Annotated in this window: 19 protein-coding genes; 16 read left to right on the top strand and 3 right to left on the bottom strand. The window is 63.9% G+C overall.

Going from position 1 to position 23,866, the window contains the following annotated elements; translation table 11 throughout:
- The 4 genes from IHQ72_RS29770 to IHQ72_RS29755 all read left to right on the top strand — a co-directional run bounded on the left by IHQ72_RS29770 (position 1) and on the right by IHQ72_RS29755 (position 4,563).
- Positions 1–1,875 (top strand): hypothetical protein, encoded by a 1,875-nt coding sequence (locus IHQ72_RS29770; protein ID WP_258119092.1) that lies wholly within the window; start codon positions 1–3, stop codon positions 1,873–1,875.
- Positions 1,842–3,290, top strand: a complete 1,449-nt coding sequence (locus tag IHQ72_RS29765) for a hypothetical protein (RefSeq protein WP_258119091.1) — start codon at positions 1,842–1,844, stop codon at positions 3,288–3,290. Before IHQ72_RS29770 ends, IHQ72_RS29765 begins: the two co-directional genes overlap by 34 nt.
- Positions 3,290–3,871 carry a hypothetical protein gene (locus IHQ72_RS29760; protein WP_258119090.1) on the top strand — a complete coding sequence of 194 codons (582 nt, stop codon included), beginning with the start codon at positions 3,290–3,292 and terminating at the stop codon, positions 3,869–3,871. The genes IHQ72_RS29765 and IHQ72_RS29760 overlap by 1 nt, the downstream gene beginning before the upstream one ends.
- Before the next feature lie 182 nt (positions 3,872–4,053).
- The gene (locus IHQ72_RS29755) at positions 4,054–4,563 is read left to right on the top strand and encodes a hypothetical protein (protein WP_258119089.1); all 510 of its coding nucleotides are present in this window, start codon (positions 4,054–4,056) and stop codon (positions 4,561–4,563) included.
- A 59-nt stretch (positions 4,564–4,622) separates the two neighbouring features.
- Here IHQ72_RS29755 and IHQ72_RS29750 read toward each other — a convergent pair whose 3' ends face one another.
- A complete protein-coding gene (locus IHQ72_RS29750) occupies positions 4,623–4,823 on the bottom strand; it encodes a hypothetical protein (RefSeq protein WP_258119086.1) in 201 nt (66 codons plus the stop codon).
- On the opposite strand from IHQ72_RS29750, the gene IHQ72_RS29745 reads away from it, so the two are divergent.
- The 6 genes from IHQ72_RS29745 to IHQ72_RS29720 are packed head-to-tail and all read left to right on the top strand — an operon-like array spanning position 4,822 to position 20,698.
- Positions 4,822–5,394, top strand: coding sequence for a hypothetical protein (locus tag IHQ72_RS29745; protein ID WP_258119085.1), 573 nt, complete (start codon positions 4,822–4,824; stop codon positions 5,392–5,394). The two genes, IHQ72_RS29750 and IHQ72_RS29745, sit on opposite strands and share 2 nt — an antisense overlap.
- Positions 5,357–5,734 (top strand): hypothetical protein, encoded by a 378-nt coding sequence (locus IHQ72_RS29740; protein WP_258119084.1) that lies wholly within the window; start codon positions 5,357–5,359, stop codon positions 5,732–5,734. Before IHQ72_RS29745 ends, IHQ72_RS29740 begins: the two co-directional genes overlap by 38 nt.
- An 11-nt stretch (positions 5,735–5,745) precedes the next feature.
- Positions 5,746–6,186: a hypothetical protein gene (locus tag IHQ72_RS29735; protein ID WP_258119083.1), complete on the top strand. Its 441-nt coding sequence runs from the start codon at positions 5,746–5,748 to the stop codon at positions 6,184–6,186.
- A 21-nt stretch (positions 6,187–6,207) separates the two neighbouring features.
- Entirely contained in the window at positions 6,208–7,050 is an 843-nt protein-coding gene (locus tag IHQ72_RS29730) for a hypothetical protein (protein WP_258119082.1), read from the top strand.
- A 14-nt stretch (positions 7,051–7,064) separates the two neighbouring features.
- A complete protein-coding gene (locus tag IHQ72_RS29725) occupies positions 7,065–8,186 on the top strand; it encodes a hypothetical protein (RefSeq protein WP_258119081.1) in 1,122 nt (373 codons plus the stop codon).
- Positions 8,183–20,698, top strand: a complete 12,516-nt coding sequence (locus IHQ72_RS29720; protein ID WP_258119078.1) for a pyrophosphatase-like OB fold-containing protein — start codon at positions 8,183–8,185, stop codon at positions 20,696–20,698. Before IHQ72_RS29725 ends, IHQ72_RS29720 begins: the two co-directional genes overlap by 4 nt.
- A gap of 1 nt (position 20,699) precedes the next feature.
- Here the strand turns inward: IHQ72_RS29720 and IHQ72_RS29715 are convergent, their stop codons facing one another.
- Entirely contained in the window at positions 20,700–20,894 is a 195-nt protein-coding gene (locus IHQ72_RS29715) for a hypothetical protein (protein WP_258119077.1), read from the bottom strand.
- A gap of 57 nt (positions 20,895–20,951) precedes the next feature.
- On the opposite strand from IHQ72_RS29715, the gene IHQ72_RS29710 reads away from it, so the two are divergent.
- From IHQ72_RS29710 to IHQ72_RS29685, 6 genes are all read left to right on the top strand, one after another.
- The gene (locus tag IHQ72_RS29710; protein ID WP_258119075.1) at positions 20,952–21,176 is read left to right on the top strand and encodes a DUF7940 domain-containing protein; all 225 of its coding nucleotides are present in this window, start codon (positions 20,952–20,954) and stop codon (positions 21,174–21,176) included.
- Positions 21,173–21,631, top strand: a complete 459-nt coding sequence (locus IHQ72_RS29705; RefSeq protein ID WP_258119074.1) for a lysozyme — start codon at positions 21,173–21,175, stop codon at positions 21,629–21,631. The genes IHQ72_RS29710 and IHQ72_RS29705 overlap by 4 nt, the downstream gene beginning before the upstream one ends.
- Positions 21,632–21,722: 91 nt before the next feature.
- Positions 21,723–22,106 carry a hypothetical protein gene (locus IHQ72_RS29700; RefSeq protein ID WP_258119073.1) on the top strand — a complete coding sequence of 128 codons (384 nt, stop codon included), beginning with the start codon at positions 21,723–21,725 and terminating at the stop codon, positions 22,104–22,106.
- Positions 22,096–22,287 carry an Rz1-like lysis system protein LysC gene (lysC, locus tag IHQ72_RS29695; protein ID WP_258119072.1) on the top strand — a complete coding sequence of 64 codons (192 nt, stop codon included), beginning with the start codon at positions 22,096–22,098 and terminating at the stop codon, positions 22,285–22,287. Before IHQ72_RS29700 ends, lysC begins: the two co-directional genes overlap by 11 nt.
- A 4-nt stretch (positions 22,288–22,291) precedes the next feature.
- Entirely contained in the window at positions 22,292–22,690 is a 399-nt protein-coding gene (locus IHQ72_RS29690; protein WP_258119071.1) for a DUF1515 family protein, read from the top strand.
- Between the two features lie 53 nt (positions 22,691–22,743).
- Positions 22,744–23,337, top strand: coding sequence for a hypothetical protein (locus tag IHQ72_RS29685; protein ID WP_258119070.1), 594 nt, complete (start codon positions 22,744–22,746; stop codon positions 23,335–23,337).
- 70 nt (positions 23,338–23,407) lie between these two features.
- Here the strand turns inward: IHQ72_RS29685 and IHQ72_RS29680 are convergent, their stop codons facing one another.
- Positions 23,408–23,713: a hypothetical protein gene (locus IHQ72_RS29680; protein ID WP_258119069.1), complete on the bottom strand. Its 306-nt coding sequence runs from the start codon at positions 23,711–23,713 to the stop codon at positions 23,408–23,410.
- Between the last annotated feature and the right edge of the window lie 153 nt (positions 23,714–23,866).

The following is a 23,866-nucleotide window of genomic DNA, read 5'->3' as shown; positions in this document are numbered from 1 at the left end:
ATGGCAATCCGTCTTTCCGAGTTCGATACGTGGCGCCCAGGCTATGGGCTGGCGACGGTCACGATCGTGCGCGCCGGGACGGACGTCCTTGCCACGGTCTATTCCGACGAAGACCTTCAGGACGAAGCCGCCAACCCGCAAACCCTGCTTGGCAACACTGTCGGCGAAACATCTTACGGCAAATGGTCAGCCCCGCTCTATGTCGGGCTGGCGGTCGAGTTGCATATCGACACTGTCGACCGCACCGGCGTTATCCGCCCACCGCTCGACACGCTCGATGGTGAAGTCGGAAACGGTCTTCTTGTCACTGTCGACGGCGGGTCCGAAGCATACACGCTCGCCGACCATCTCGGCCGACGCATCGACGCGCGCGACTATGGCGAGTTCGTCGAGGTCGGCGTTGTGGGCGCATCGGCCGCCACCAACAGCGCGACGCTGCAGGCCGCCATTGGCGTCGCCGGTGCCGCCGGTGGCGGCTATGTCGAGGTTCCGGACGGCTTCTACACCGTCAATCCCTTCTCAATCCCGCTGGGCGTCGTCGTGCGCGGTCAGGGCAGGGGCGCCACCACGCTGCAATGCAACCAGGCAAGCCGCGTCTGCACCATTGCCGGCGACCGCGCCGGTCTGTCCAGGCTGACGCTGGACGGCGTTTCGGTGGTCGCCGGATCGGTCGGCGTCTATTCCGTCGCCAATGACCAGATCGTCCTCGACGATGTCGAGATCAAGCGGTTCGCGGCCAGCAAGCACATTCGCGGCGGCGAAAACATGGTCTGGGAAAAACTCTACATCTCCGACTGCGCCGATGGCTCGAAACTGCATGGCGACACGGATGCCGGCGATTCCGGTCTTGGCAAGCGGATCGGCAACATCCGGTGGATCGGCGGTCGTATCGATCTTTGCTCCGTCACCGGCCTCGATGTCCGGAACGTCGACGCGCCATGCGGCCAGATCACGCTGGAAGGCGTCGAGTTCGACACCAACACCGGCACCGCGCTTTCGATCATCGGCGCTCGAGGCATCACCATCATCGATCCGGTGTTTGTCGGAAACACGGTCGACCTCGAAATCGCCGACGGCTCGCCGCTCGATGCCGACAACAGCATCGCCAACATTCGATTCCTGCGCGGCCGGATTTCCGGCGGCGAGATGGAGCTTTCCGGCACGCTCGAAAGCGTCGTGTTCCAGGAAGTCGAGATCGACGACGTCGACATCACGCTGACCAGCCCGCTCAACAACGTGCTGGCGCTGGATTGCCGCGAGATCAACGACGTCACGCTCGCCGGTACGTCGACCGCATGGCTGCGCTCGCGCACAACCGACAAGGGCGAAAGTTTCGGCATCACCACGTCGAACGGCGCGACCAAGGCGTGGGGCATTGCGCTTGATCCCGGCCAGCGCGTGTTTCTCACCGCGAAGGTCGTCGGCCGCCAGAAAAATGGCACCAATGACGGCTTCTACTTCGTCGCCGTCTCCGCGCGCCGGCCAGGCTCAGCGCTCGCCTACGACACGCAGACCGGAAACTTCACCGTTGGCAACCTGCTTACCGGCGCCACGTCAGGCGCCACGGGGCGCATCACCGCCGACGCAGATGGCGGCGCGACCGGGACGCTGACCTTGCAGGACATCGACGGCGTTTTCGTCGACAATGAGATCGTCACGGACGGTTCCGGCGGCTCTGCGATGGTGAATGGCGCGCTCGTGGCCGCCAACGTGGCCCTTGCCGGCACCAATACCGACATCCGCGCCGTGCAGGAGACCAACGCCAATTGGGCCTGCGCCTTCGCTGCCAACGGTCCGGAGATCGAACTGCGCGTCACCGGCGACACCGGGCAGACGGTCGAATGGACGGTCGAGGTCGAGGTCGTGTCGTCGTAATGGAAGACTGGACGCCGCTCCCGATCGACAAGCCTGTCTATGCCAACGCTGATCCGGATTCGGTCATCGGCTACCAGACGGCGATGGAGAACGGTTTTCTCAACGACCAGGGCGTGCAGGTCCGGTTTCCGGGTTTTGTCGACTTCGCCGAGCTCGGCGACAATGGCCGGGTCTATCTCAACGACCTCAATGGCGACCTGATCGCCTCGACCAGCAAGGGCGCGGTCTACCGCATCAACCGGGCCGGCACGGTGTTCCGCATCCCTGGCGTGCCGGTTTCTGGCGGCCGACGCACCGTCTTCTCCAAGACAGACCGCGAACTGGATATGGCCGCAGGCGGTCAGATCATCCGGCTGCGCACCGACAAGACGGAATTGCTCAGCCCGAACGCGCCGCTTGCCTCGCATGTCGGCTGGCTCGACAACTTCACCATCGCCGCCGAGGTCAATTCGGGGCGGTTCTACCATTCCGGCGCCGGCACGCCGGACCAGTGGGACCCGCTCGACACGTTTGCCGCCGACGGCAGCGCCGACAACATCAACGCCATGATCGTCACGCCGTTTCGCGAGATCATGCTGTCGGGCGCGGCCTCGATCGAGCAGTTCGAGCGCAACCCAGGCGCCGACGTGCCGTTCTTCCGCCGTTGGTCGATCGGCGAGGGTGTATCGCTGCCCTACGCCATGATCTTCGCCGACAATGCGGTGTGGACCATGAACAGCCAGACCGAACTGGTGCGCTTCTCGGGCCAGATTTCAGAGGTGGTTTCGTCGGCGATAGGGCTTCTGCTCGAGAAAATCGACGACTGGACCGACGCATGGATCGGCGGGTTTCCGGATAAGCCCATGCATGTGCTTGGGCAAAAATTCCTACTCATGCAGGCGCCGAAGGCGACAAACCCCTACGGCACCAAGGGAATGACCTTCCTGTTCGACTACAAGAACAAGCGATGGTCGAACCTCTATGGCTGGGACGATCTGACCGGGACGCCGATCCGCTGGCCTGGCTGGTCGCACTGGCGGCTATGGGACCGCATCTTCATCGGCGGCGAGGGCAGGATCTACGAACTGAAGACCGACACCTTCAGCCACGCCGGCGCGACGCAGCGCTGGCTGGTCAGGACCTCGCACATGGTTTCGGGCAACCAGGTGCAGGTGAAGGGGCTGCGGCTTCAACTGAAGCGCGGCGTCGGCTCCAACACCTTCGATCCGCAGATCAGCGTGCGCTGCTCGCGCGACGGCAAGCCGTTCGGCACGCGAATCCGCCGCGGGCTCGGCAAGGCAGGCCACAGGCTGCAAACGATCGAGTTCGGCGCCTATGGCGTGGGATCGACGTTCCAGTTCGAAATCACCTGTTCTTCCGACTGCGACGTCCAGTTGATCGGCGCCGGGGTCAAGACCGAGGCAATCGGGCACTGATGGTCGACAAGGTCCCGCAGCCGCCGCGCCTGACCGGCGACAACGGCAAGGACATCGTGGCCATCATCGACTGGCTGACGGCGTTCGCCATGTCGCAGAACACGGTCAATGTCGAAAACACCAATGTCGACCCGACCACACAGCAGGTCGCGGCGGCCGGCGCGCTGATGGAATCCAACGTCATCGACGAGGACAACATGGCCTCGAACAGCGACACGAAGGTGCCGACGCAGCAGAGCGTCAAAGCCTATGCCGACGCCATGGCCGGCATCGACGCAATCAGCGGCATCATTCAGACGCCGCTCGACGGCACGTATCTGCTCGTCGTCAAGGTGCCGTTCGGCTTGACCATCGTCGAGACCGTGACCAAGAGCATTTCCGGCACCTGCACCGCGACATTCAAGATCGACGGCGTCGCCCTGGGCGGCACAGCCAACGCAGTTTCGTCGGCGGAACAGACGCAGGCGCAGGCATCGGCCAACGTCGCGGCGGCAGGAACCGACATTTCGGTGACGATCTCGGCCAATGCGGTGTGCTCCGGGATGAGCTTCACCATCAAATACAGCCGCGTGCCCGGATGATGTTCGTCATGATCGATGGCGTTGGCAGCGACCCCGTCGAATGCAGCTACGAGGGATTTACGACCTCAGCGGTCGTCACCGCCACCTCGCACTTGACGCCGGCTTGCCCGGCTGGGGCCGATTATGCCGGCAGGCAGGTTTTCGCGTGGGTCTATTGGGTTTCGGCTAACACCGAGACCCTTGTGTCGGCGACGATCGCCGGTGTGGTCGCCGAAATCCATCCGCAGACATCGTTCAGCTCCGGCGGTTTCACCCGTCCCGAGCGTGGCTTTGTGCTCATTTCGGCCGAAGTCCCTGCCGGCGCTACCGTGGACATTGCCACGACCTTCTCGGGCGACGTCGACCGGCCTGATATCTTCACCTACCGGGTGATCAATCTTGTGTCGGATGCGGCGATCGATTCGCAGATCAACGGCGGCTCGTCGTCGTCACAGTCTCTCGATGCAGACTGCGATGTGGTGGCCGATGGCGTCGTATTCTTCGCCATGTGCGCGGGATGGAACCCGATGACCTGCGATCTCACCGGTACGTCGCAAGACTTCGAGCAGGCAGTCAGAGGCATCAACAACCTCGCGTCCGGTGGCTTCTACCTGCCCTTGGCTGACGAGACGCCACGCGCGTTCAACTCGACGCTGACCGGCGCTGTTGTTGGCGCTCCCAACCACGCGAACATCGTCGCTTCCTTCCGCTAAACCGATCAGACGGAGATCAAAATGGCACTCCAAAACGGATATGAAGAGCAGGGCCAGGCTCAGCGGGCAACCGGCTTCGTCGGCTCGTCCGCTGCCGCTCCGACGCCGACGGCCCCCGCAACCGCGCCGACGCCGACGCCTGTAACCACGACCGTGACGCCGGCACCGACCACGCCGGCCGCCACCACGCCGCCAGCTACGACGCTGCCAGCAACAACGCCGACGACCAGGCTTGCCAGTGTGTTCCAGATGCCGGGCATGCCGGCCCGTCCGGAACATGCCACCAAGCCGAAAAGCCCGAAAAAAGTCTGCTACGCCAAGGGAACAGAGGTCCGCATGGCCGACGGCTCATGGAAGCCCGTCGAGACGATCGCCCTGTTCGAGGAAGTCATGCTCGGCGGGATGGTCATCGGCCGCGGCGAAGCGCTGTCGGACAATGCCTTCCGCTACAAGGGCCAGATCGTCACCGGCAGTCATGCGGTGCTGGACGGCGCCCGGTTCCGCCGCGTCGAAGATACGGTCGCTGCCGAGCCATTCGACATTGGGCGAGACGGCATGATCACCGTATATCCAATCGTAACAGCCAACCATCTCATGGTGCTGCGCACCCACATCGCCGCCGACTTCGCCGAGACCGATGCTTCCGGCGACCAGCTTCCAGACCAGCGCCTCGAGGAACTCAATGCAGACGCGGACCGCCTCGAATGCCTCGCCTGGATCGCCGACGAAGGATCGATCTTTGGAGATCGTCCCCTACCGGCAGGAGGATCACTACGCGACTATCAAGACCTGGTTGCAGGAGAGGGATGGCAGCCAGTTCCTGCCGCCTGAGTGCCTGCCGCCGAGCGGCGTCGTCGTCCTTTGCAACGGCACGCCGGCCGGCGCCAGTTTCGCCTACCTGCCCAATGCGGCGATCGCCTATATCGCGTTCACCTGCGTCAATCCCGCTCTATCCGGCCGTGTCCGGCTCGCTGTGGCCAAGAGTGCCATCCAAGGCGCGGTCGAGATCGCCGAGGCGTTCCTCAACGGGCGCGGTTTCATCGAGATGCCGTCCCACCTTTGGGGACTTCACCACATCGCCACCGAATACCTTGGCTTCCGCAATGGCGGCCCGGTCCATACGGCCTTTCGCTTGATCGGCGACGGCGTCGACCCTGACATGCTCACATAGGAGAAATTTCCATGAACATGCCCATGCAGCCCGGCCAGCCCGGCGGCGGTATGCCCCAGCCAGCAGCCCCGCCGCAGCCCGGTGGAGCACCCCAGCCGCAGGCGCCGCAGCCTGGTGGCGCGCCGTCCGGTCTGCCGCCCGAGTTGCAGCGCCACATCGATCCGAAGAACCCGGTGCAGGCGCTTTTGCTGAAGCGCCTCGATGCGCTGTCGGACGAAGAGCAGGAGGCACTGCTCGGCGGCATCGACGAGGGCGCCGGCGCGGCACTGAAAAAGCTTCTGCCAGAGGTCGGGTTCGTCATCGACTACATGGCTCAACAGGCTGGCGGCATGGGCGACGAGCAGGGCGCAGAGCAGCCCGGCGGCGCTCCGCAGCCGATGGCAGCGCCCACACCGCAGCAGCCGCCCCAGCCGGGCGGCGGCATGGCACGCACGCGCCTCGCCGGCGTCTAAGAGAAAACAGGGGGCAAGACAATGCTTGGCGAAATCATCGGTGCGGTTGCCGGCATAGGCGGCGCTATGATTGGCTCGAGTGCGAACGCCGATGCGGCGAACGCTGCGAACCAAATGACCTACGAAGGCATGAGGATTTCGACCGACGCGATCAACAAGTACATCGACGCGATCTATTCCGGTCTCGACATGCAGAGCGCCGCCATCCAGTCCGGCTACACCGCGACCGTCGGCTCGATCGAGGAAGGCAGCCAGGCCGCGCAGGCGACGCTTGGCGCCATGCGCGAGGAAGCCGAGCCTGGCATGCGCTTTCTGCGCAATGTCATCGCCAATCCGATGAGGCTGACGTCGGACCAGAAGTACCAGATCGACGAGTCGCGCCGCATCAACGCGCAGAACATCCGCTCTTCCGGCTTTGCCGGCTCCGGGCGCACCGCTGCCGCGCTCATGAACAAGGTCGAGAACGACACCACCAACTCGATGCTCGAAAAGAACCGGGCCGCCGCCATGGCCGCAGCCGGCGGGCTGGCCGACAGCTACGACCAGTCGGGGCGCGGCATTGCCGGCTTGCAGTCGTCCGAGGGCAACGCCAAGGCGCAGGCGGCCGATACTGCATCGGCCCGCGCCGGAAGCATGTACGACAATTATCACAGCAATCTCGGCAATGCGTACATGTCGATCGGCAAGACGCAGGCCGCAGGCATGCAGGCCATGGGCAACACGACAGCCAACGCGATGACGGCGAACGGCAACCTCATGGGCCAGGCGATCGGCGACATCGGTTCTTCAATCGCATCGGCCTCGCGGGCGAAAACCTATGCCGATCGCATGTCCAAGTACGAATCCGGCGCAGGGCTTTACTGAGGGGGCGACAGACCATGTCCGACATCCAGTTCATCCGCGATAACCCCGGCACCGCGGCCTTCCACCGCGGCCAGCAGGCGTATCAGGACGTTCTGACCACCGACATCGCCAATGATGCGCGGATGCAGCAGAACGCCGAGGCTGCCGCCGCCATGCCGTCGCGGCTGCGCTCGGTCCAGGCCGGCGCCGATTTCGACCGCACCCGCGCCGATATCGCAGCGCAAACCGCGCCTTACGACGTCACAGTCGCGCGCGAGCAGGCGGCACAGGCGCCTATCAGGACCGGCGAGGCCGAACTTGCCGCGTCCGAAAATCAGGCGACGTCTGCCGATCGCATCGCCCAGGCCGGCCAGAACACCCGGCTCGGCGCGGTCAAGGCCGACAATGCCGAGCTCGACGGCACCTATAAGGTCATTGACCTGCTCGACCAGGGCGACGTCGAGACGGCTCGCACCGTGGCGAAACAGCTTGGCGTCGACCTGCCCGACGCCGTCATCAACAACCGGCTGGTCATCAAGCAGTTGAAGGCGCTCAGCGATCAGGCCCAGTCGCAATATCCAAACTCGCCGAAGCGCCAGCAGCAGTTCATGACCGAGGCGGTCAAAGGGCTGCAAGACGGCAGTGCAGGCGCGCAGAACCGCGCCGATCCGGGCTATCCGTTCCGGGTCGACAATGCGCCAGAGCCGGACATGAGCGCGACCAACACCAACAACAGGCCGTTGCAGTTCGAGGTCGTGCGAGATGCCGCAAGGGCGCTCGGCTATTCCGAAGAGGACGCCTTTGCCATGGCGTCTGGCCGCAAGCCGCCGACCGATGTGGAGTTCATGGAACTGGCGCGCAAACTGACCGCCATGGAAATGCCTTCGAGCGACTTCCGCACATCGCCGGAGGACCGCCGCGCCCGCTACGAGCAGATCCTCAACGACCTCAAGACAGGCAACCAGCAGCGCTCGCAGGCCGGCGCACAGCCAGCGCCAGCGGCTGCGGCACCCGCCGTCGCGGCTCAGCCCATGCAAGGCGCCGGCTCGCAGGCCAGCCCGTTCCAGGCAACGACGCAGGAGCAAGTCGATTGGTTCAAGAACAGCGCGCCCGCCGGCTCGGTGATCATGATTGACGGGCAGCTTTACACCAAATGACCCTCAACACGCTCGGACTGAAGAAACTCGACACCACGGGCTTGCGCCCGGCTGGGGGCAGTGCGTCGCCGGTCGGGCCGTTTCCCGGCCTGATTGAGCAAGGCAACATCGATCTTGCCAAGCGGCCAAGCGTCAAGAATGCCGACGGTTCAATCAGCACCGTGCGTTCGATGTCTTTTCAGAACAACAAAGGTGAGGAAGTCCTCATCCCGACCGTCGCGGACGATGGTTCGCGCATCCTCTCTGATCAAGAGGCGAAAGAGCAATATGGCAGGACGGGGCAATATCTCGGCAAGTTCGACACGCCAGAGCACGCCACCGGATATGCCGAGGCGCTGCACAGCCAGCAGGAGAAATTCTATAGTCCTGCGCCTCAGACGAGCGGGCTCAATGTCGATGGGCTGAAAAAGCTCGACACGAGCGGCCTCACCGCGATGCCGGCGATCGGCCGCGCCGATCCCATGTCGGAAGACCGCTCCGTCCCGTTCGGCTCTGTCGCGCGCGGCTTCAACCGCCTGCAGCAGGCCGGAACCATGATCAAGCGGGAAACCGGCTTCATCACCGACGAAGAGGCCGCTAAGGACCTGGTCCGCGACGAACTGGACATCGCCAACTATCCGCCATCGCCTGCCGTCGAGCAGGGCATGAAGGAGATTGCGGAATCGAAAGGCTGGGGCGGCGGTGCCTATGCCATCATTTCGAACCCGTCGGCGGTCCTGTCGACCATCGGCGAGAGCGTGCCGCAGTCGATCGCGCCGCTGGCAGGTGGTATAGCGGGCGGCGCTGCCGGTGGTGCGGCCGGTTCTGTCGTTCCTGTCGCCGGTACCGCCGCTGGCGCCACAGCCGGCCTTGTCGGCGGCACGTTCATCGGTTCCTTCGCCGGCGAGTATTCCGCCACCATCATCGACACGATGCGCAAGCACGGCGTCGATTTCAACGACGATGCAAAAGTCGTTGCCGCGTTCCAGAACCCGGTCCTGATGGCAGAGGCTCGCGAGCACGCCATCAAGCGCGGCATTCCGATTGCTGCGTTCGACGCGCTTTCCTTCGGTGTTGCCGGCAGGATAGGCAAGCCGGTCGCCGAACTCGCCGTGCAGGCCGGCACCGGTGCAGCCGGCGAGGCGTCGGCGCAGTATGTCGACGAGGGCGAGGTCAGCAAGCCCGCCGACGTGCTCATGGAGGGCATGGCCGAGGTCGTCACCGGCGTGCCTGAAATCGGCATCGGCATGGCGCGCCAGGGGAAGGGCTCGCGCCTTCGGTCGGTCGAAGCCGTTCCGGATGGCGCATTGCCGGCCGACCAGATCATCGGTCTTGATCCCGAGTCCGAAGAAGCCGTCAACGGCAGGATCGACGAAGCCTTCGGTCAGGAGATGGCCGGGTTTGATCCGACCGCCCGTGTCGAGCAGGCGTTCGAGCCGCAGCCGCCGGCAGTCGGCATGCCGGTCACGCCGGCACCGCTTGACGCTGGCGGGCTGACGCCGGTTGCTCCCGTCTCCCGTGAAACAAACGGTGAACCTCCGGTTCCTCCCGGCATGGTGCGCCTATATCACAGCGGGCAACCCGTTGCAGATGGCGAGTCGGGGCGCTGGGTCAGCACGAACCGCCGATATGCATCAGACTACCGGTCCGACCTGCCGCTGCATTATATCGATGTCCCTGCGAACGATCCGCGCGTCAATAACGCGGATATTCCAGAGCAGGGCGTCAAGCAGGGCTTCACCTTCAATTTCGAGACGACGCCAGAAGAGGCGAGCCGGCTACAGCAGATCGATCGTCAGGCTGTGCCGGCGGCCCCGCCTGTCGCCGATCCGAGCCTGATCCCGGTCGAAGACCAGCCGAGGGGTATGGCCGCGATTGTGCCAGAGCCCGAGAGCTTCACGATAGAATCCGGGTCCGCCGACGTGAAGAACGTCCGCCCGGAAGTCCTCGACCGCTTCCAGCAGTTGCAGGACGCGTTCGGCGCGCAGCTGCCGATCAAATCCGGTTTTCGCGATCCAGAGCGCAACGCCAAGGCCGGCGGCGCGAAGCAATCCCAGCACATGGACGGGAATGCGCTCGACATCGACGTGCGCGGCATGCCGATCTCAGAGCGCGTGCGCCTGATCGAGGCCGCGTCAGCCATGGGCTTCACCGGCATCGGCGTCTACAACAACGCCATCCACGTCGATCTTGGCGCGCGCCGCTATTGGGGGCCGAACTATCACGCCGAAACCCTGCCGACTTGGGCGGCTGATGTCGTCAACCGCCACATGGGCGGCCAGATCGAGCAGGCGCCGCGGCGCCCAGGCAGCATCCCGACCGCTGAAATGATCCCCGGCGCGAACGACAGCCGGCCCAATCTCGACACCCTGCTTTCCGACAAGCGCAAACTGTCTGACATCGTCGCCGAGCGCAAAGCCGCCGAAGAGTTCACGCCGACGGCGACGTGGCGGACCGTGCCGACCGGCGCCAACGTCGAAGGGCTCGAGACAAAGACCGAGAACGGCGCGACCATGGCGCGGCTGCAGCCGGCGCCGGGCACGCGCGAAGCGCCGGTGGTGATCGAGCGCCCCTCCGACATCCACATCAATGCCGAGCAGACCGTCGAGCCGACGCCTGCACAGGCCGAGGCCGGCAACTACCGCAAGCGTCACGTCGAATGGCAGGGCATGCCCATCGCCATCGAGACAGAGGCAGGGCAGGAGCGTACCGGCATCGATCCCAGCGGCAAGCCGTGGTCGGTGCGGATGCCGGCGCCATACGGCTATCTCAAGCGCACCAACGGCGCCGACGGCGATGCGGTCGACATCTATCTCGGCCAGGAGAACACCGGCAGCGTCTTCGTCGTCGACCAGATCGACCCGCGCACCGGCAAGTTCGACGAGCATAAGGTGATGCTCGGCTACAACGACCTTCAGTCGGCGATGGACACCTACGAAGCGGCGTTCTCGGACGGCAGCGGCCCAACGCGCGCCGGTGCCGTCTCGGGCATGACCGTGGCGCAATTCCGGCAATGGCTGAAGAACGGCAACCCGAAGAAGCCCGTCGCCTACACCAAGCCGGAGCAGAAGCGCAGCGGCGGCGGCACGGCCGGAACGCCCGACATCGTCCAGTTTCTGGCGCAAGCCGGCGGACTTCAGGACTATCAGGGCGAACTGCGCTCGCTCGACCTGCGCAATCTGTTCGTGCCTGGTGCCGGCCGTCTGGTCCGTTCCGGCGGCCTGACGCTCGATCGAGCCCGAGAACTCGCCGAAGAGGCTGGATATCTCGGGCAGTCGGGCCAGTATCAGGTCAGCACCATCCCCGATCTGCTCAACGCGATCGACGCCACGCGGCGCGGCCAGCGCGTGTTTTCGCGCGCCGACCAGGCCAAGGGCGCCGGCATCAAGGTGCCAGGCGATCCCGGCGAATCCCGCACCGAAGCCATTCTCGACGACCTGAAACAGACGCTTCAGGCCCTCGGCGCCAATCTTCGGCCAGCGGAAATGGCAGAAATCGAGGCGCTGATCGCCGATGGCTGGTGGCCGGAAGAGGCCGCCGTCGAGGTCATGGAACGCCATGCTCTTGCGATCGACGCGGAAACGGAGCAGAGTGAACAAACAGAGGACATCGACAATGTCATCCCGTTTGACCCCGCAGCAGAGGACCGACAAGGCGAAGCAATTGCGCCAGCGGTCGCTCAACCAGCCGAACCTGAGCGTAGAGGACCGGAAGGAACTCCGCAGGGCGGCGACGAATCTGGAAGCGGCGAACCGGCTCGAGGAGCGGATGAAGTCGCAGCCAAGTCGCAATGGCGGCAGATCGGCGTAAACCAGGACGATCGGCCGCTCTTCGAAGATCAGCGCGGCGTCCGCTCTTTCACCACAGATGGCGGCATCAGGATCACCGAGCCGGTCACGCTCAAGCCGGACGGTGGCATTTCCGTCCGCGGGCGCTCGGCCGCGTATGAGCCCGTCGAGCAAGCGCCGTCCGCACCGAAAGCGCCGGAACCGGCGCCGCCGGCCGCACCAGAACCACCGACACAGGCCGACACCGGCTTTGGAACGCCCGAGAAACCGGACGTTCTAAATCTCGGCATCGCCTTCGCTGAATACTTCTCGTCGCCAGACAATGGCTTCCCGTCGATCGCGCAGGCGCGCCAGTTCGCGGCCGAGCGCGTCGGCGGCGCCATCAAGCCAGGCACCGAGGCGGCAAAGGCCGTCGACGAGGCCATCGAGGTCGGCGCGGTGCTCGCCGGCCGTGAGATCGTCAAGGCGTCGAAGGGCAGTGGCGACAAGATCACGTTCGACCGTCTGGTCAGCCTCTATCGCCGGCAGCCGAACCTGTCGGTCAGGACATCGACCAGCATCCAGAACCAAGCCTATTCGACGCCGGTGCCGCTTGCCTATGTGGCGTCGCGGCTGGCCGAGGTCAGCGAGGCCGGTTCCGTCTATGAGCCAACCGCCGGCAACGGCGCGTTGCTGATCGAGGCGACACCCGACCAGGTGTTTGCCAACGAACTGGATCCCGAGCGCGCCGCCATGCTGCGCGAACTGAGGTTCGATACGACCAGCGAAGATGCTGCCGGCGACAAGGCCGGCGCGAACCTGCCGTCCGGCGGCGTCGATGCAGTCATTGCCAACCCGCCATTCGGCGCCGTGCACGAGGAAGGCGGCAAGACGAGGCAGTTCAAGATCGACGAGCGCTACACGACCGGCGAGATCGACCATGCCATCAGCCTGAGCGCGCTCGATCGCATGAAGGACGACGGTTCGGCGGTGCTGATACTCGGCGGTGTCAACAAGCTCGCCAAGACCGAGGAAGCCCGATCGAACGCCTACAATGGCAAGGCGAAGCGGGAATTTTACCTGACGCTCTATTCGCGGTACAATGTGGTCGATCATTTCACCGTGGCCGGTGAGCTCTACGAAAAGCAGGGTGCAGGCTGGCCGGTCGACGTGATCGTGATCCGGGGCAAGGGCAAGTCCGCCCTCCGGCTGCCGGCCGCAGATGTTCCGCGCGTCCTCAACTCGTGGAACGAAGTAAAGGGCCTTCTCGATGCACGATACGATCGAGCAACGCGACCAACTGGTGGACAAGATGTCCGACCTGTTGTCGAAGCTGCCGCAGAGCCAGCGCATCGAGGCAATGCGCCTGATAACGTCGCAGTTCGTGGCGTCGAACCTTCTGGCGCCGGACCAGTCGCCGAGGCTGCGGACGGACAGCCCGCAAGCGTTCAGCCTGGACCTGATCGGCAGCAACGAGAGCCTGTACCAGCGCCTCAGCCTCAATCGGATGCAGGCGTTCAAGCGAGCGATGGCGGCGAGCAGCCCGCAGCAGATGGCCGACGCCCTGACGTAACCGGCGATCTGTTCGGCGCCGCCCCTGCACCCCAAGAGGTCCGCCAGGGCAACCGCGAAGCGATCCAGCCGACCGAGGCGGCGGCCGAAACCGCCGCGGCGATCGGTTCCGATGGCGAGCAGGCCAAGACCAAGCGTGCTCCCAAGATCGACACCGCCGACAGGCAGGTGGCCTACAAGCCGAAATCTGCGCAGTCGGGCATGGGGACGCTGGTCCCCGTCAACATGCAGACGACGGTTTCGGAATCGCTGGCCGCTCTTTCCAAGAAGGTCGGCGACCTCGATACGTTCGTCGCCAAGGAACTCGGCTATCCCAAGGACAAGCTCGGCGACTATTTCGCGGCCGAGCAGGTCGACGGCGTCGCCCTGGCGATCGAGAATTTCCGGAAGAACGCCGGCTTCATCGTCGGCGATCAGACCGGCATCGGCAAGGGCAGGCAGGTGGCGGCGGTGCTGCGCTGGGCCATGCGCAACAAGAAGACACCGATCTTCGTCACCGAAAAGCCGAACCTCTACGCGGACATGTATCGCGATCTGGTCGACATCGGCATTGTCGAGATGCTCGGCCGCGAGCCGAAAATCCTGATGACCAACTCAGGCGAAAGCGTGCCGCTCGACGAGGAAGGCACCAAGTTCATCAAGTCGCAAGGACCCGGACCGCACAGCCAGCTTATGCGCCGCATGGCAACCGCCGGCAAACTCGACGGCTTCGACCTGGTGTTCACGACCTATTCGCAGATGCAGACCGTCAAGGGCGAGCAGACCGAGCGCATGGCCTTCCTGCGCGCGATGGTCGGCGCCAATGGCGTCGTCGTGTTCGACGAGAGCCACAACGCTGGCGGCAACGCAGCCGGCATGGTCGACGACAAGGCGATGAACCGGGCGACGTTCGCCCGCGAGATCGCCCAGACCGCCGACGCCGTGCTCTATTCGTCGGCCACCTATGCCAAGCGCCCCGACGTCATGGACCTCTACGCCAAGACCGATATGCGCCTTGCCGTCGACGACATCACCAAGCTGGGCGAACTGATCCAGCGCGGCGGCGTGCCGATGCAGCAGATCGTCGCCACCATGTTGAGCAAGGCCGGCCAGTATGTCAGGCGCGAGCGCTCGTTTGACGGCGTCGTCTACGACAGCCCGGTCGTGCCCGTTGACCGCAAGACCTATGAGCGGTTCTCGACATCGATCAAGGCGATCCAGACGTTTTCTGAAGACCACGTCAAAGGCGCCAGCAAGGCGATCGACAAGGAGATGAAGGCCGATGCAAAGCAGATCAGCAGCGACAACTCGACCGGCGGCGCCGGCGCGACGTCGACCAACTTCACGTCGATCATGCACAACGTCATCAACCAGATCCTTCTGGCCCTGAAAGCCGATGTGGCGGCCAATACTGCCATCGAGAGCATCGCCAAGGGCGAAAAGCCTGTGATCACGCTGGCCAATACGCTGGAATCGTTCCTCGACGAGTATGCCAGCGAAAAGGGCCTGAAGCCCGGCGACGCCATCAGCATCAATTTTGCCGACCTGCTTATCCGCTACCTCGAGCGCAGCCGCGTGCTGATCATCAGGAAGCCGTTTGCCAAGAAGGGCGAGAGCGAGCGGCACTATCTGACCGACGACGAGTTGGGGCCGTCTGGCGTTGCCGCCTTCAAGGCCGCTAAAAAGCTCATTCAGGACGGCGATTTCGGTTCCTTGCCGGTGTCGCCGATCGACTGGATCAGGAGCCGCATCGCGCAAGCCGGGCACAAGGTCGGAGAGATCACTGGCCGTTCCATGGTCATCGACTATCGGGCCGACGGCACGCAGGTCCTGCAGATGCGCGCCGGCAGCGCGAAGTCGATCGCCGGCCGCCGCAAGGCGATCACCGATTTCAACGGCGGCGCTCTCGACGCCATGATCCTCAACCAGGCAGGTTCGACGGGCCTGTCGCTGCATGCGTCCGAGAAGGTCAAGGACCGCCGGAAGCGGCACATGATCATCGCCCAGGCGGAAGGCAACATCGACACCCACATGCAGATGCTCGGCCGCGTACACCGCACCGGGCAGGTGGTGACGCCGCGCTATTCGCAACTGGTCGCCAACGTGCCGGCCGAAAAGCGCCCGGCTTCGGTGCTCGCCAAGAAGATGGCATCGCTGAACGCCAACACCACGGCCAGCCGCGACAGCGCGCTGACGGCCAAGGACGTGCCGGATTTCATGAATGAGTATGGCGACCGGGTCGCGGCTGCCGTGATGTCCGACAATCCCGACATTCACGAAATGCTCGGCGAGCCGCTCAACGAGGCCAAGGACGGCTTCGACCACACCGAGGCGATGCGCAAGGTCACCGGCCGCATTCCGCTCCTGCCGCTCGACGTGCAGGAGCTCGTCTATGAAATGCTCGAAAGCGAATACACATCGTTTATCGCGCAGGTCGAGGCATCCGGCGAAAACGCACTCGAGGCCAAGACGCTCGACCTAGATGCCCGCACCATCGAGCACAGGCAGGTCAAGGAGCCGTCAGGCACAGACAGCCCGTTCGCCGACGGCGTCTACTTCGAGAAGGTCGACGTCAAGAAGCTCGGCAAGCCGATGTCGTCGGTGCAGGTCGTGCAGGCCATCGCAGAGGCGGCGGGCGAGGACGCTGGCAACGTGACGCCGGAAACGGCCCAGGCCGCGCTGACGCGCCTGGAACGGTCGACGACGACCAAATATCGCGAGCAGTGGAAGAGCGTTTACGCCGAGTTCGACGCCTATCGAAAATTCATGGTCGGCGATGTTGAGAAGCCCGACGTGCGGGCGGCGATGGAGACCAGGCTGGCCGATATCGAGAAGCGCTTCACTGCGCTGATGAACATGTTTGCGCCCGCAACCGGCGTTCGGCTGAAGACCGAGAGCATGGGAAACCTCTACGGCATCGTTGTTTCCATCAAGCGCACAGGCAAGACCAAGAACCCGCTGGCGATGGGTTCGTGGAAGGTGACGATCGCCACCGCCGACGCATCGCGGCAGATGACTATCCCGTTTTCGCAACTCTACACCGCGAGGACCGCGCCGTCCGAGCCGTCGCCGGCACAGATCGAGGTCGAGGAAGCCAGGTCGATCGGCTCCATGCCGATCATCAAGGCGTTCGACGACATGCAGCAGTCCAGGCGCGAGGAGCGCATCGTGGTGACGGGCAATCTGCTTGCCGGCTACGATGTCGTGAACGCGCGCGGCTCGATCGTCAATTTCACCGACGACGAGGGCCGGCTGCGCTCCGGCATCATGATGCGCCGCGATTTCGACCCCGAGACTTTCCTTGGAACGCGCCCGGTCCGCTTCAACATCGCCGACCACATCCTGCGGTTCCTCGACCGCGTGCCGGCGGCGGCACTCTATTCCACCGATCGCCTGGCCGGCGTGAAGCGGCTCGGCAATGGCGATATCCGCGTCATCACCGACGGAGGGCGCAACAAGGGCGGCCAATACTACCTCAACCGCGGCGTGCTCGACGCCGCCGGCCGCGACTTCGTCAAGGTCGGTGGCGAGATGCGTATCGACATCCCGCCGACGACGGCGCTGCGCGTGCTCGACGCCATGCGCAAGGCCGGAGCCGTGTTCGAGACGAAGGAAAACCTCGATGTGGCGCGCGAGATCACCGGCGACACCGGCGGCAAGCAGATGTTTGCGCTGCGCCAGGGGCAGCCGCGCGTCATCACCGAGCGGTTCAAGGCGGCCGATGGCGGCGAGTCGCGCTCGGAGATCCTGCTCGCCGACAGTTTCGCGGCCGAAACAGATCGCATCGAGGGCGCACTGCGCAAGGAATTGGACCGGCTCGGGCTGACCGATGTCGGCCTGCGCCTGGCGCAGTCGATCCGCTTCATTGTCGACGGCAAAGCCTTTCCCGCCGACGGTCGATATTTCCGTGGCCTGATCGACGTCGCTCTTGATGCGAAAAACCCGGCCAACGTGCTGCATCACGAAGCGCTGCACGCCATGCGCCGGGCCGGTCTTTTCACCGAAGAGGAATGGCAGGCACTCTCGAACACATCCATGCGCGAGTGGACAGAGCGCTACAAGATCGCTGCACGGTATGCCGGCTTCCCCGATTGGGCGCAGATCGAAGAGGGTATCGCCCACGCCTATGCCGATTGGGCGACGGAGAAATTCAACGCTGGCGGGCTCATTGCTCGCGCCTTCCGCAAGATCAGGAATTTTATCGAAGCGCTCGGCAACGCGCTCCATGGCCTTGGCTTCCAGACGTCGAACGACATTTTCGCCAAGATCGGCTCCGGCGAGATCGGCAACCGGCCGCGCGCATCGGACAGCGGCGATGTCGCCTATGCGATCCCGTCGATGGACAATGACCTGTTCGCCAAGGAAGTCGTCGAGACCATGGACGGGCCGCGCGAGCAGTTCGTCATTCCAGGCGCCGAGAAGATCAGCGACAAGGAACGCGCCGAGCGCCTGATGCAGGGCCGCAAGGCATCGTCGAAGCCGCAGCGCGACGCCTCCGGGCTGCCGCTGTTCGGCGACGAGAAGGACCAGACCAGCCTGTTCAAGATGCGCCGCGAGCCGAAGACCGCGGCCGATGGCCAACGTGTTGCTCAGGGTCTCATCGCCCGTGGCCAGCCGATCGACCGCGCCTTGAGAGTGCCGTTCCAGTTCTTCGGCGGCGTCAACAAGCAGGGCCAGTGGAAGCCGGGTCTCTACCTCTCGGACAAGGCAGCAAAAATCATCACCGATGCGAAATTCAGCCCGGCAGGCCGGTTTTCGTGGATGAACGGCACGTTGGAAGCGGCGCGCGCCGGTCTGATCGACCGCTACGGGCTTGATGCCGACTATGTCGGTCGCGAGCGCAAGCGCAGCCTGGACGAGCGCCGCATCATGATGGAAGGCGTCGAAGTCCTCAAATCGCTGAAAGACCAGAACGTCGGCGTCAGCGAAGCGAAGGTTTTGCAGGCGATCCTGACCGGCGAGAAGGTCGACGACGCCGACATGGGCAAGCTCGCCGAGCCGATCCGCAACGCAATCGACGAGCTCGGCCAAGAGGCTGTATCGCTGGGGCTGTTGTCGGCCGAGAGTTTCGAGCGAAACCGCGGCGCCTATCTCCACCGCGTCTATGCCAAAAACGAGGTCGACCAGACCGGCCTTTCGCGCATGGTCGGCCGGATCATGGGCCGCAACCGCAAGAAGATCATCGGCGACCAGTTCAAGGGCAGGGGTATCTTCCTCGACATCGACGCCTCGCGCCTGGTGAAGGACGATCCCGAGTGGAACCTCGCCAAGCGCGGCCGCCCTGTCAAAGGCGAGAAATTCCGCGTGCTCGACCAGGTCGAGATGCAGGAAGATGCGCTCGCCGACGGACCCAAGGAGCGGACAGTCCGCCGCGTCTACTGGCCTGCCGACCGCGATGTGCCGCTGAAATATGCCGGCTTCAAGGACAATGGCCTGTGGGAGATCAGGGGCGAGAAGGGCGACAAGCTGGTGCTCTGGCGCGACTACACCAAGGCCGAGCGCGCCAATATGGGCGAAATCCTCGACGCCCGCTACAACATCGGCAAGACCTACATGATGATGGCGCACGACCTCGCCACCGGCCGCTTCTACAAGGACATCGCCGAAAACGAGCAGTGGACCGTCAGCAAGGAGCCTGCCGCAAAGTGGAAGGATGCGTCTGACGCCGGCCGCTATTGGGCCGATTCGGAGATTGCCTACATCAAGGTTCCGGACAGCGCCATTCCGCAGTCGGGCGGCAAGAAGCGCTGGGGAGCGCTCGCCGGCAAGTGGGTGCGCGCGGAAATCTGGCGCGACCTCAACGAGATCGAGATCATGTCGCGGCCGACGGTCTGGCGCCAGCTGCTGACGCAATGGAAGCTCAACAAGACCGCCCGCTCGCCAGTCGTCCACATGAACAACGTCATGTCGAACCTGATGTTCATGGATATGGCCGACATCCGGCTTCAGGACCTGAAGGCCGGCGTGCAGTCCTTCGTCTCGCGCGATGAGCACTATCAGGAGGCGTTGAAGAACGGCGCTTTCGGCGCGGACATGGTATCGGCGGACCTTCGCGATAACGTGCTGAAGCCAATCCTCGATGAGATCGCCAAGGCCGAGGCGGACGCCAGCGCCGGCACGTTCACGTCTAAGGCCAGGGTGATGAGCAAGATCGCCGACAGGCTGTGGACCTGGGCGAAGCTCGTCGACCGCAAGATGCTCGACGCCTACCGGATTGAGGACGAACTGTTCCGCATGGCGACCTACATGCGCCGCCGGCAGCTTGGCGACGAGCCGGCCGTAGCGGCTGATTTCGCGCGCCAGCAATTCCTCGACTATGACATCCGGGCGCCGTGGGTGAATGCCGCCCGCAACACCGTGCTGCCGTTCATCGCCTATTCCTATCGCGCCGTGCCGCTGATCGCCCGCGCAATGGCGACGAGGCCATGGAAGCTGCCGAAGTACTTCCTGATCGCCTACGCGCTCAACGCGCTCGCCTATGGCTGGGACGATGACGACGAAGAGGAACGCGAGCGCGCCAGCCTGCGCGACGAAGAGCAGGGCTATGCGTGGATCGGCGTGCCGCGCATGCTGCGCCTGCCGTTCCGCGATGGCAATGGCCTGCCGATGTTCCTCGACATCCGCCGCTGGATCCCGGCCGGCGACGTCTTCGACACCAATCAGGGTTCGGGTGCGCTACCCATTCCGGCACCGATCCAGTTGGGCGGTCCGATGATGATGGCGGCCGAGCTCGCCCTCAACAAGCAGGGCTTTACCGGCGACCCGATCACCAACGATCTGACCGATGACTGGTGGGACAAGGCCGGCAAGGTCGGCGACTATGCCTGGAAAAGCTGGATGCCGTCGGCGGCGTGGGTGCCGAACTCCTGGTATTGGACCAAAATCGAAAACTCGCTCAAGGGTGCGACCGACGCGAAGGGCAGGGATTACGACCTGCCGTCGGCACTCGCCTCGTCGGTCGGCATCAAGGTCAAGGGCCAGGACGTTCAGGAAGGGCTGTTCTGGCACGGCTACGACATGAAGAAGGTCGAGCAGGAGTTGCGGGCGCAGGCCCGGGCGCTCGGCCGCAAGCGCGAGCGCAACCTGATCTCTCAGGGAGAGTTCGACCGCTCGATGTCGTCGATCATGACCAAGATGGACAATTTGGCCGAGAAGCGCGCTGACCTCGGCCGTGTCGCCGGCGGCGACGACGAGGCAGACGACACCGAAGAGTGATCTACAGGAGCAGCCAGGTGACGCTGGCTATCAGTCCAACCGCCGGGCCGAGTTCAGCCGGCATGTTGGGGATATAGGCGCGGAGCACGCGCTGAACCCTGTAGCCGGCCACCAATCCGAACGCGACTGCGAAGACGCAGCCGGCGGCCTTCACCCACATGCTCAAATCCGCGTCGAGAAAAGCCGCTCCGGTCATGGGGCGGCACTCTGATGCCAAACCAGCCAGCAGATCAACCGAAAAGGACAGGCAAAGATGCGTATCGTCAGCAATTGGCGCGCAGTGCTCAAGCACGCGTGGAGTGTGCGTCTTCTGTTCGTCGCTGCGCTCCTTTCCGGCCTCGAGGTGGCGCTGCCGCTGCTCAATGGCCTGCTTCCAATCCCGCCGCTGATCTTCGCCGCCCTGTCGGGGCTGTGCGTCTGCGGCGCCTTCATCGCTCGTTTCGTCGTCCAGAAGAAAATCTCAGGAGAGAATCAATGACCCGCCTCAAGAAGGGCAGCGCCCTTGCTGCTTGCGCCATTGCCATGGTTTCCGGTTTCGAGGGCTTGCGCACCTATGCCTACCGGGATCCGGTCGGCATCCCGACCATCTGTTTCGGCGAGACGCGTGGCGTCAAAATGGGCGACCGCGCAACGACGGCCGAGTGCAAGGACATGCTGGCGGTCCGGCTGGTCGAGTTCGAAACCGGCATGACGCGCTGCCTGAAGAACCCTGCCGCCGTGCCTGACAAGCCCTACGCGGCGTTCCTGTCGTTCACCTACAACGTCGGCATCGGCGCTTTCTGCAAGTCGACGCTGGTGCGGAAGGTCAACGCTGGCGACCTCCGCGGCGGCTGCATGGAGTTGCTGAAGTGGGACAAGGCCGCCGGCATCCGGTTGCCGGGCCTGACCAAGCGTCGCCAGGCTGAAAATGCCTTCTGTCTGAGGGGGCTCTGATGCGCTGGCTTGCTACGGCATCGGCCGTCGCAGTTGGCATCGCGCTCGGCTTGGCGGCGATCGCTGGCCTTGTTTGGTGGTGGCTGGCGCTATGAGCTACCTCAAACTCGGCATCGCCGCCGTCATCCTGATCGCTTTCATGGGAATCGGGCTGACCGCATTTAAATACAAAGCGGATGCGGCCGACGCTCGAGCGGCCGAACGCCAGGCGAAGGCGGACCTCGCCACCGCCATCGACGTCAACGAAGCCAACCAGGAAACCATCGGCCGCATGCAAGCGCAGCAGGACCTGAACAACAAGCTTACGGCCGAACTCGCTCAGCAACTCGCCGATTCCAACGAGGCCCTGCTCAAGCAGGCCACCGATCGCACCGATCTGAAAGGCAAAGATGAACAGGTCCGCTCTTATCTCGACACTCCTGTGCCTGACGCTCTGCGCGGGCTGTACGCCGACAAGCCCTCCGTTGGTCACTAAGACCGTGACCATCAAGGAGCGCGTTCCGGCGGCGCTCCTGCGGCCCTGTCCAGGCAAATGGCGCAAGGCCGGCGGCCCGGCCACGACCGAGGATTTCATCGTTCGAGGCGACGTCAACGGCACCGGGCTCGACACATGCGCAGCACAGGTCGCCAAGATCGCGGCCTGGGACAAGGGATAGGCTGATGCCGACCTCGCCTAAAAGCCTTGAAATGATGATCGGCGGCCTGATGGAGGCCGCTCAGAACATGCAGCGCGACATCACGGAGATCCGACGCGACATCAAGGATTCCGACGCTCGGGCAGCATTGAGCTACGAGCAGTCGGAACAGCGCGCCGCAGCCAGTCGCGCGAAGATGTATCAGAAGACGGACGAGTTGGCAGGTCGATTTGCCAAGACGGAAGCCGTCGTAAAAACCCTGTCCGAGGACATGACGACGGTCAAGGAAGTGACCGCCGAGGTGACCAGGTGGAAGCTCATGGGGATGGGGGCGCTTGGCGTCACCGGCGTGGCTGCCGCCGCCGTGGCGTCCCTGATCACCGCCTATTGGGCCGACATATGGCGCGTGCTGCGCGGCGGCTGAAGTAATCCGCGCCCGGCGGTTCCGGGCAATATCCCGTTCTCTAGAGGTTTAGCATGAAAACCGTCACATTGACCAAAAAGGTCGAAGCCCAACAGTATGTGCCAGGCAAGGGTGCGCCGGATGGATGTGTCCGATCACATCCGGAGGTACATTGGTCAGCCGGCCACGAGTTGATCTATTTCACATTTGCCAACCTGCGGCCGAGGTATTGGCTTGGCGCTGAAAAGGTGGTTGTCGAGCCTGCGAATGCAGGGAAGACCGGTCTCCTCGAAGAGGGCTTTTGTTACTTCGAGGGCAGCGACGGTTCCCGGTGGTGGCGGAAGGCGCTCAGTTTCACTTTCTGGTCCGTGACATCGGAGGCAAGTGCCACGCGAAATCACAAGGCGGTGTTCCTCGACGAGAGCGATGACACCATGGTCGACCTGTTCAAAGACTATGTTGTCATGTCGGAATGGGTGAAGGAGCCAGGCGACGAGGCGATGTTCACCAATACCGTTGAGTTCCGCGAGATCGATGGCTCCTACGGGCGCGGCTACCGCCCGCACTACCTGTCGCCCGGAGACTGGCTGACCAGCGAAAAGACGGACGGCAAGACCATCTACAAGGTGCTGAAAAACGATGAGTTCGAGCGGCTCAAAGCCGCATAGCAGTCTCTCAAATCTGGTCGAAAAAATTAACAAGGCCCGCTGTACCGGAAGGTGCGGCGGGCTTTTGCGTTCAGTCGACCTTGTCGCGCAACGGCACCTTGCGTTTTGGCGGCCGACATTTTGCTGCCAGTTTAACCGTTCCTATGGCGACCGTAATCCCAAGGTCCGGGCCTATGATGGTGACCTTCTCATCATCGACCCGGCTGACTTCGCCCGTGAGCTCGATCTTCTGGCCGCGCTTGACCTTGGATGTGTCTCGGATCGAATGCGGGAAATTGTAGCCAGCGATCGAGACGCTTACGCGGTCCTCAGTGACGCGCCGGCGCACCGTGGCAGTCACCACCACCTCGTCGCCGATGCCTATGCCCTTGCCCATGGCATGAGGGTGGAGCGGAAAAGGCGAGCGTCAAGAGGCGTGGGCGTCTGTCGGGTTTCCATTCCAGGGCGGAACGTTGCGGAAACCGTCTTTGGAAACCTGATGGCCAAGGGCTTGAATTTCTTACTTATCGAAGGAACCGCTTGTTAACTC

The organism is Mesorhizobium onobrychidis (genome assembly GCF_024707545.1).
Lineage (GTDB): Bacteria > Pseudomonadota > Alphaproteobacteria > Rhizobiales > Rhizobiaceae > Mesorhizobium > Mesorhizobium onobrychidis.
The sequence above is the reverse complement of the archived record's forward strand: the minus strand, read 5'-3'. Positions and strand labels throughout refer to the sequence as shown.

What these genes read in the sequence shown, in the direction of transcription:
- IHQ72_RS29715 (WP_258119077.1), bottom strand. Translation starts at nt 20,894, where the DNA reads ATGACCGGAGCGGCTTTTCTCGACGCGGATTTGAGCATGTGGGTGAAG.
- IHQ72_RS29700 (WP_258119073.1), top strand. Translation starts at nt 21,723, where the DNA reads ATGAGCTACCTCAAACTCGGCATCGCCGCCGTCATCCTGATCGCTTTC.
- IHQ72_RS29730 (WP_258119082.1), top strand. Translation starts at nt 6,208, where the DNA reads ATGCTTGGCGAAATCATCGGTGCGGTTGCCGGCATAGGCGGCGCTATG.
- IHQ72_RS29750 (WP_258119086.1), bottom strand. Translation starts at nt 4,823, where the DNA reads ATGCCCGGCATCTGGAACACACTGGCAAGCCTGGTCGTCGGCGTTGTT.
- IHQ72_RS29760 (WP_258119090.1), top strand. Translation starts at nt 3,290, where the DNA reads ATGGTCGACAAGGTCCCGCAGCCGCCGCGCCTGACCGGCGACAACGGC.
- IHQ72_RS29770 (WP_258119092.1), top strand. Translation starts at nt 1, where the DNA reads ATGGCAATCCGTCTTTCCGAGTTCGATACGTGGCGCCCAGGCTATGGG.
- IHQ72_RS29680 (WP_258119069.1), bottom strand. Translation starts at nt 23,713, where the DNA reads ATGGGCAAGGGCATAGGCATCGGCGACGAGGTGGTGGTGACTGCCACG.
- IHQ72_RS29735 (WP_258119083.1), top strand. Translation starts at nt 5,746, where the DNA reads ATGAACATGCCCATGCAGCCCGGCCAGCCCGGCGGCGGTATGCCCCAG.
- IHQ72_RS29685 (WP_258119070.1), top strand. Translation starts at nt 22,744, where the DNA reads ATGAAAACCGTCACATTGACCAAAAAGGTCGAAGCCCAACAGTATGTG.
- IHQ72_RS29765 (WP_258119091.1), top strand. Translation starts at nt 1,842, where the DNA reads ATGGACGGTCGAGGTCGAGGTCGTGTCGTCGTAATGGAAGACTGGACG.
- IHQ72_RS29710 (WP_258119075.1), top strand. Translation starts at nt 20,952, where the DNA reads ATGCGTATCGTCAGCAATTGGCGCGCAGTGCTCAAGCACGCGTGGAGT.
- IHQ72_RS29745 (WP_258119085.1), top strand. Translation starts at nt 4,822, where the DNA reads ATGCCGGCCCGTCCGGAACATGCCACCAAGCCGAAAAGCCCGAAAAAA.
- IHQ72_RS29725 (WP_258119081.1), top strand. Translation starts at nt 7,065, where the DNA reads ATGTCCGACATCCAGTTCATCCGCGATAACCCCGGCACCGCGGCCTTC.
- IHQ72_RS29705 (WP_258119074.1), top strand. Translation starts at nt 21,173, where the DNA reads ATGACCCGCCTCAAGAAGGGCAGCGCCCTTGCTGCTTGCGCCATTGCC.
- IHQ72_RS29720 (WP_258119078.1), top strand. Translation starts at nt 8,183, where the DNA reads ATGACCCTCAACACGCTCGGACTGAAGAAACTCGACACCACGGGCTTG.
- IHQ72_RS29690 (WP_258119071.1), top strand. Translation starts at nt 22,292, where the DNA reads ATGCCGACCTCGCCTAAAAGCCTTGAAATGATGATCGGCGGCCTGATG.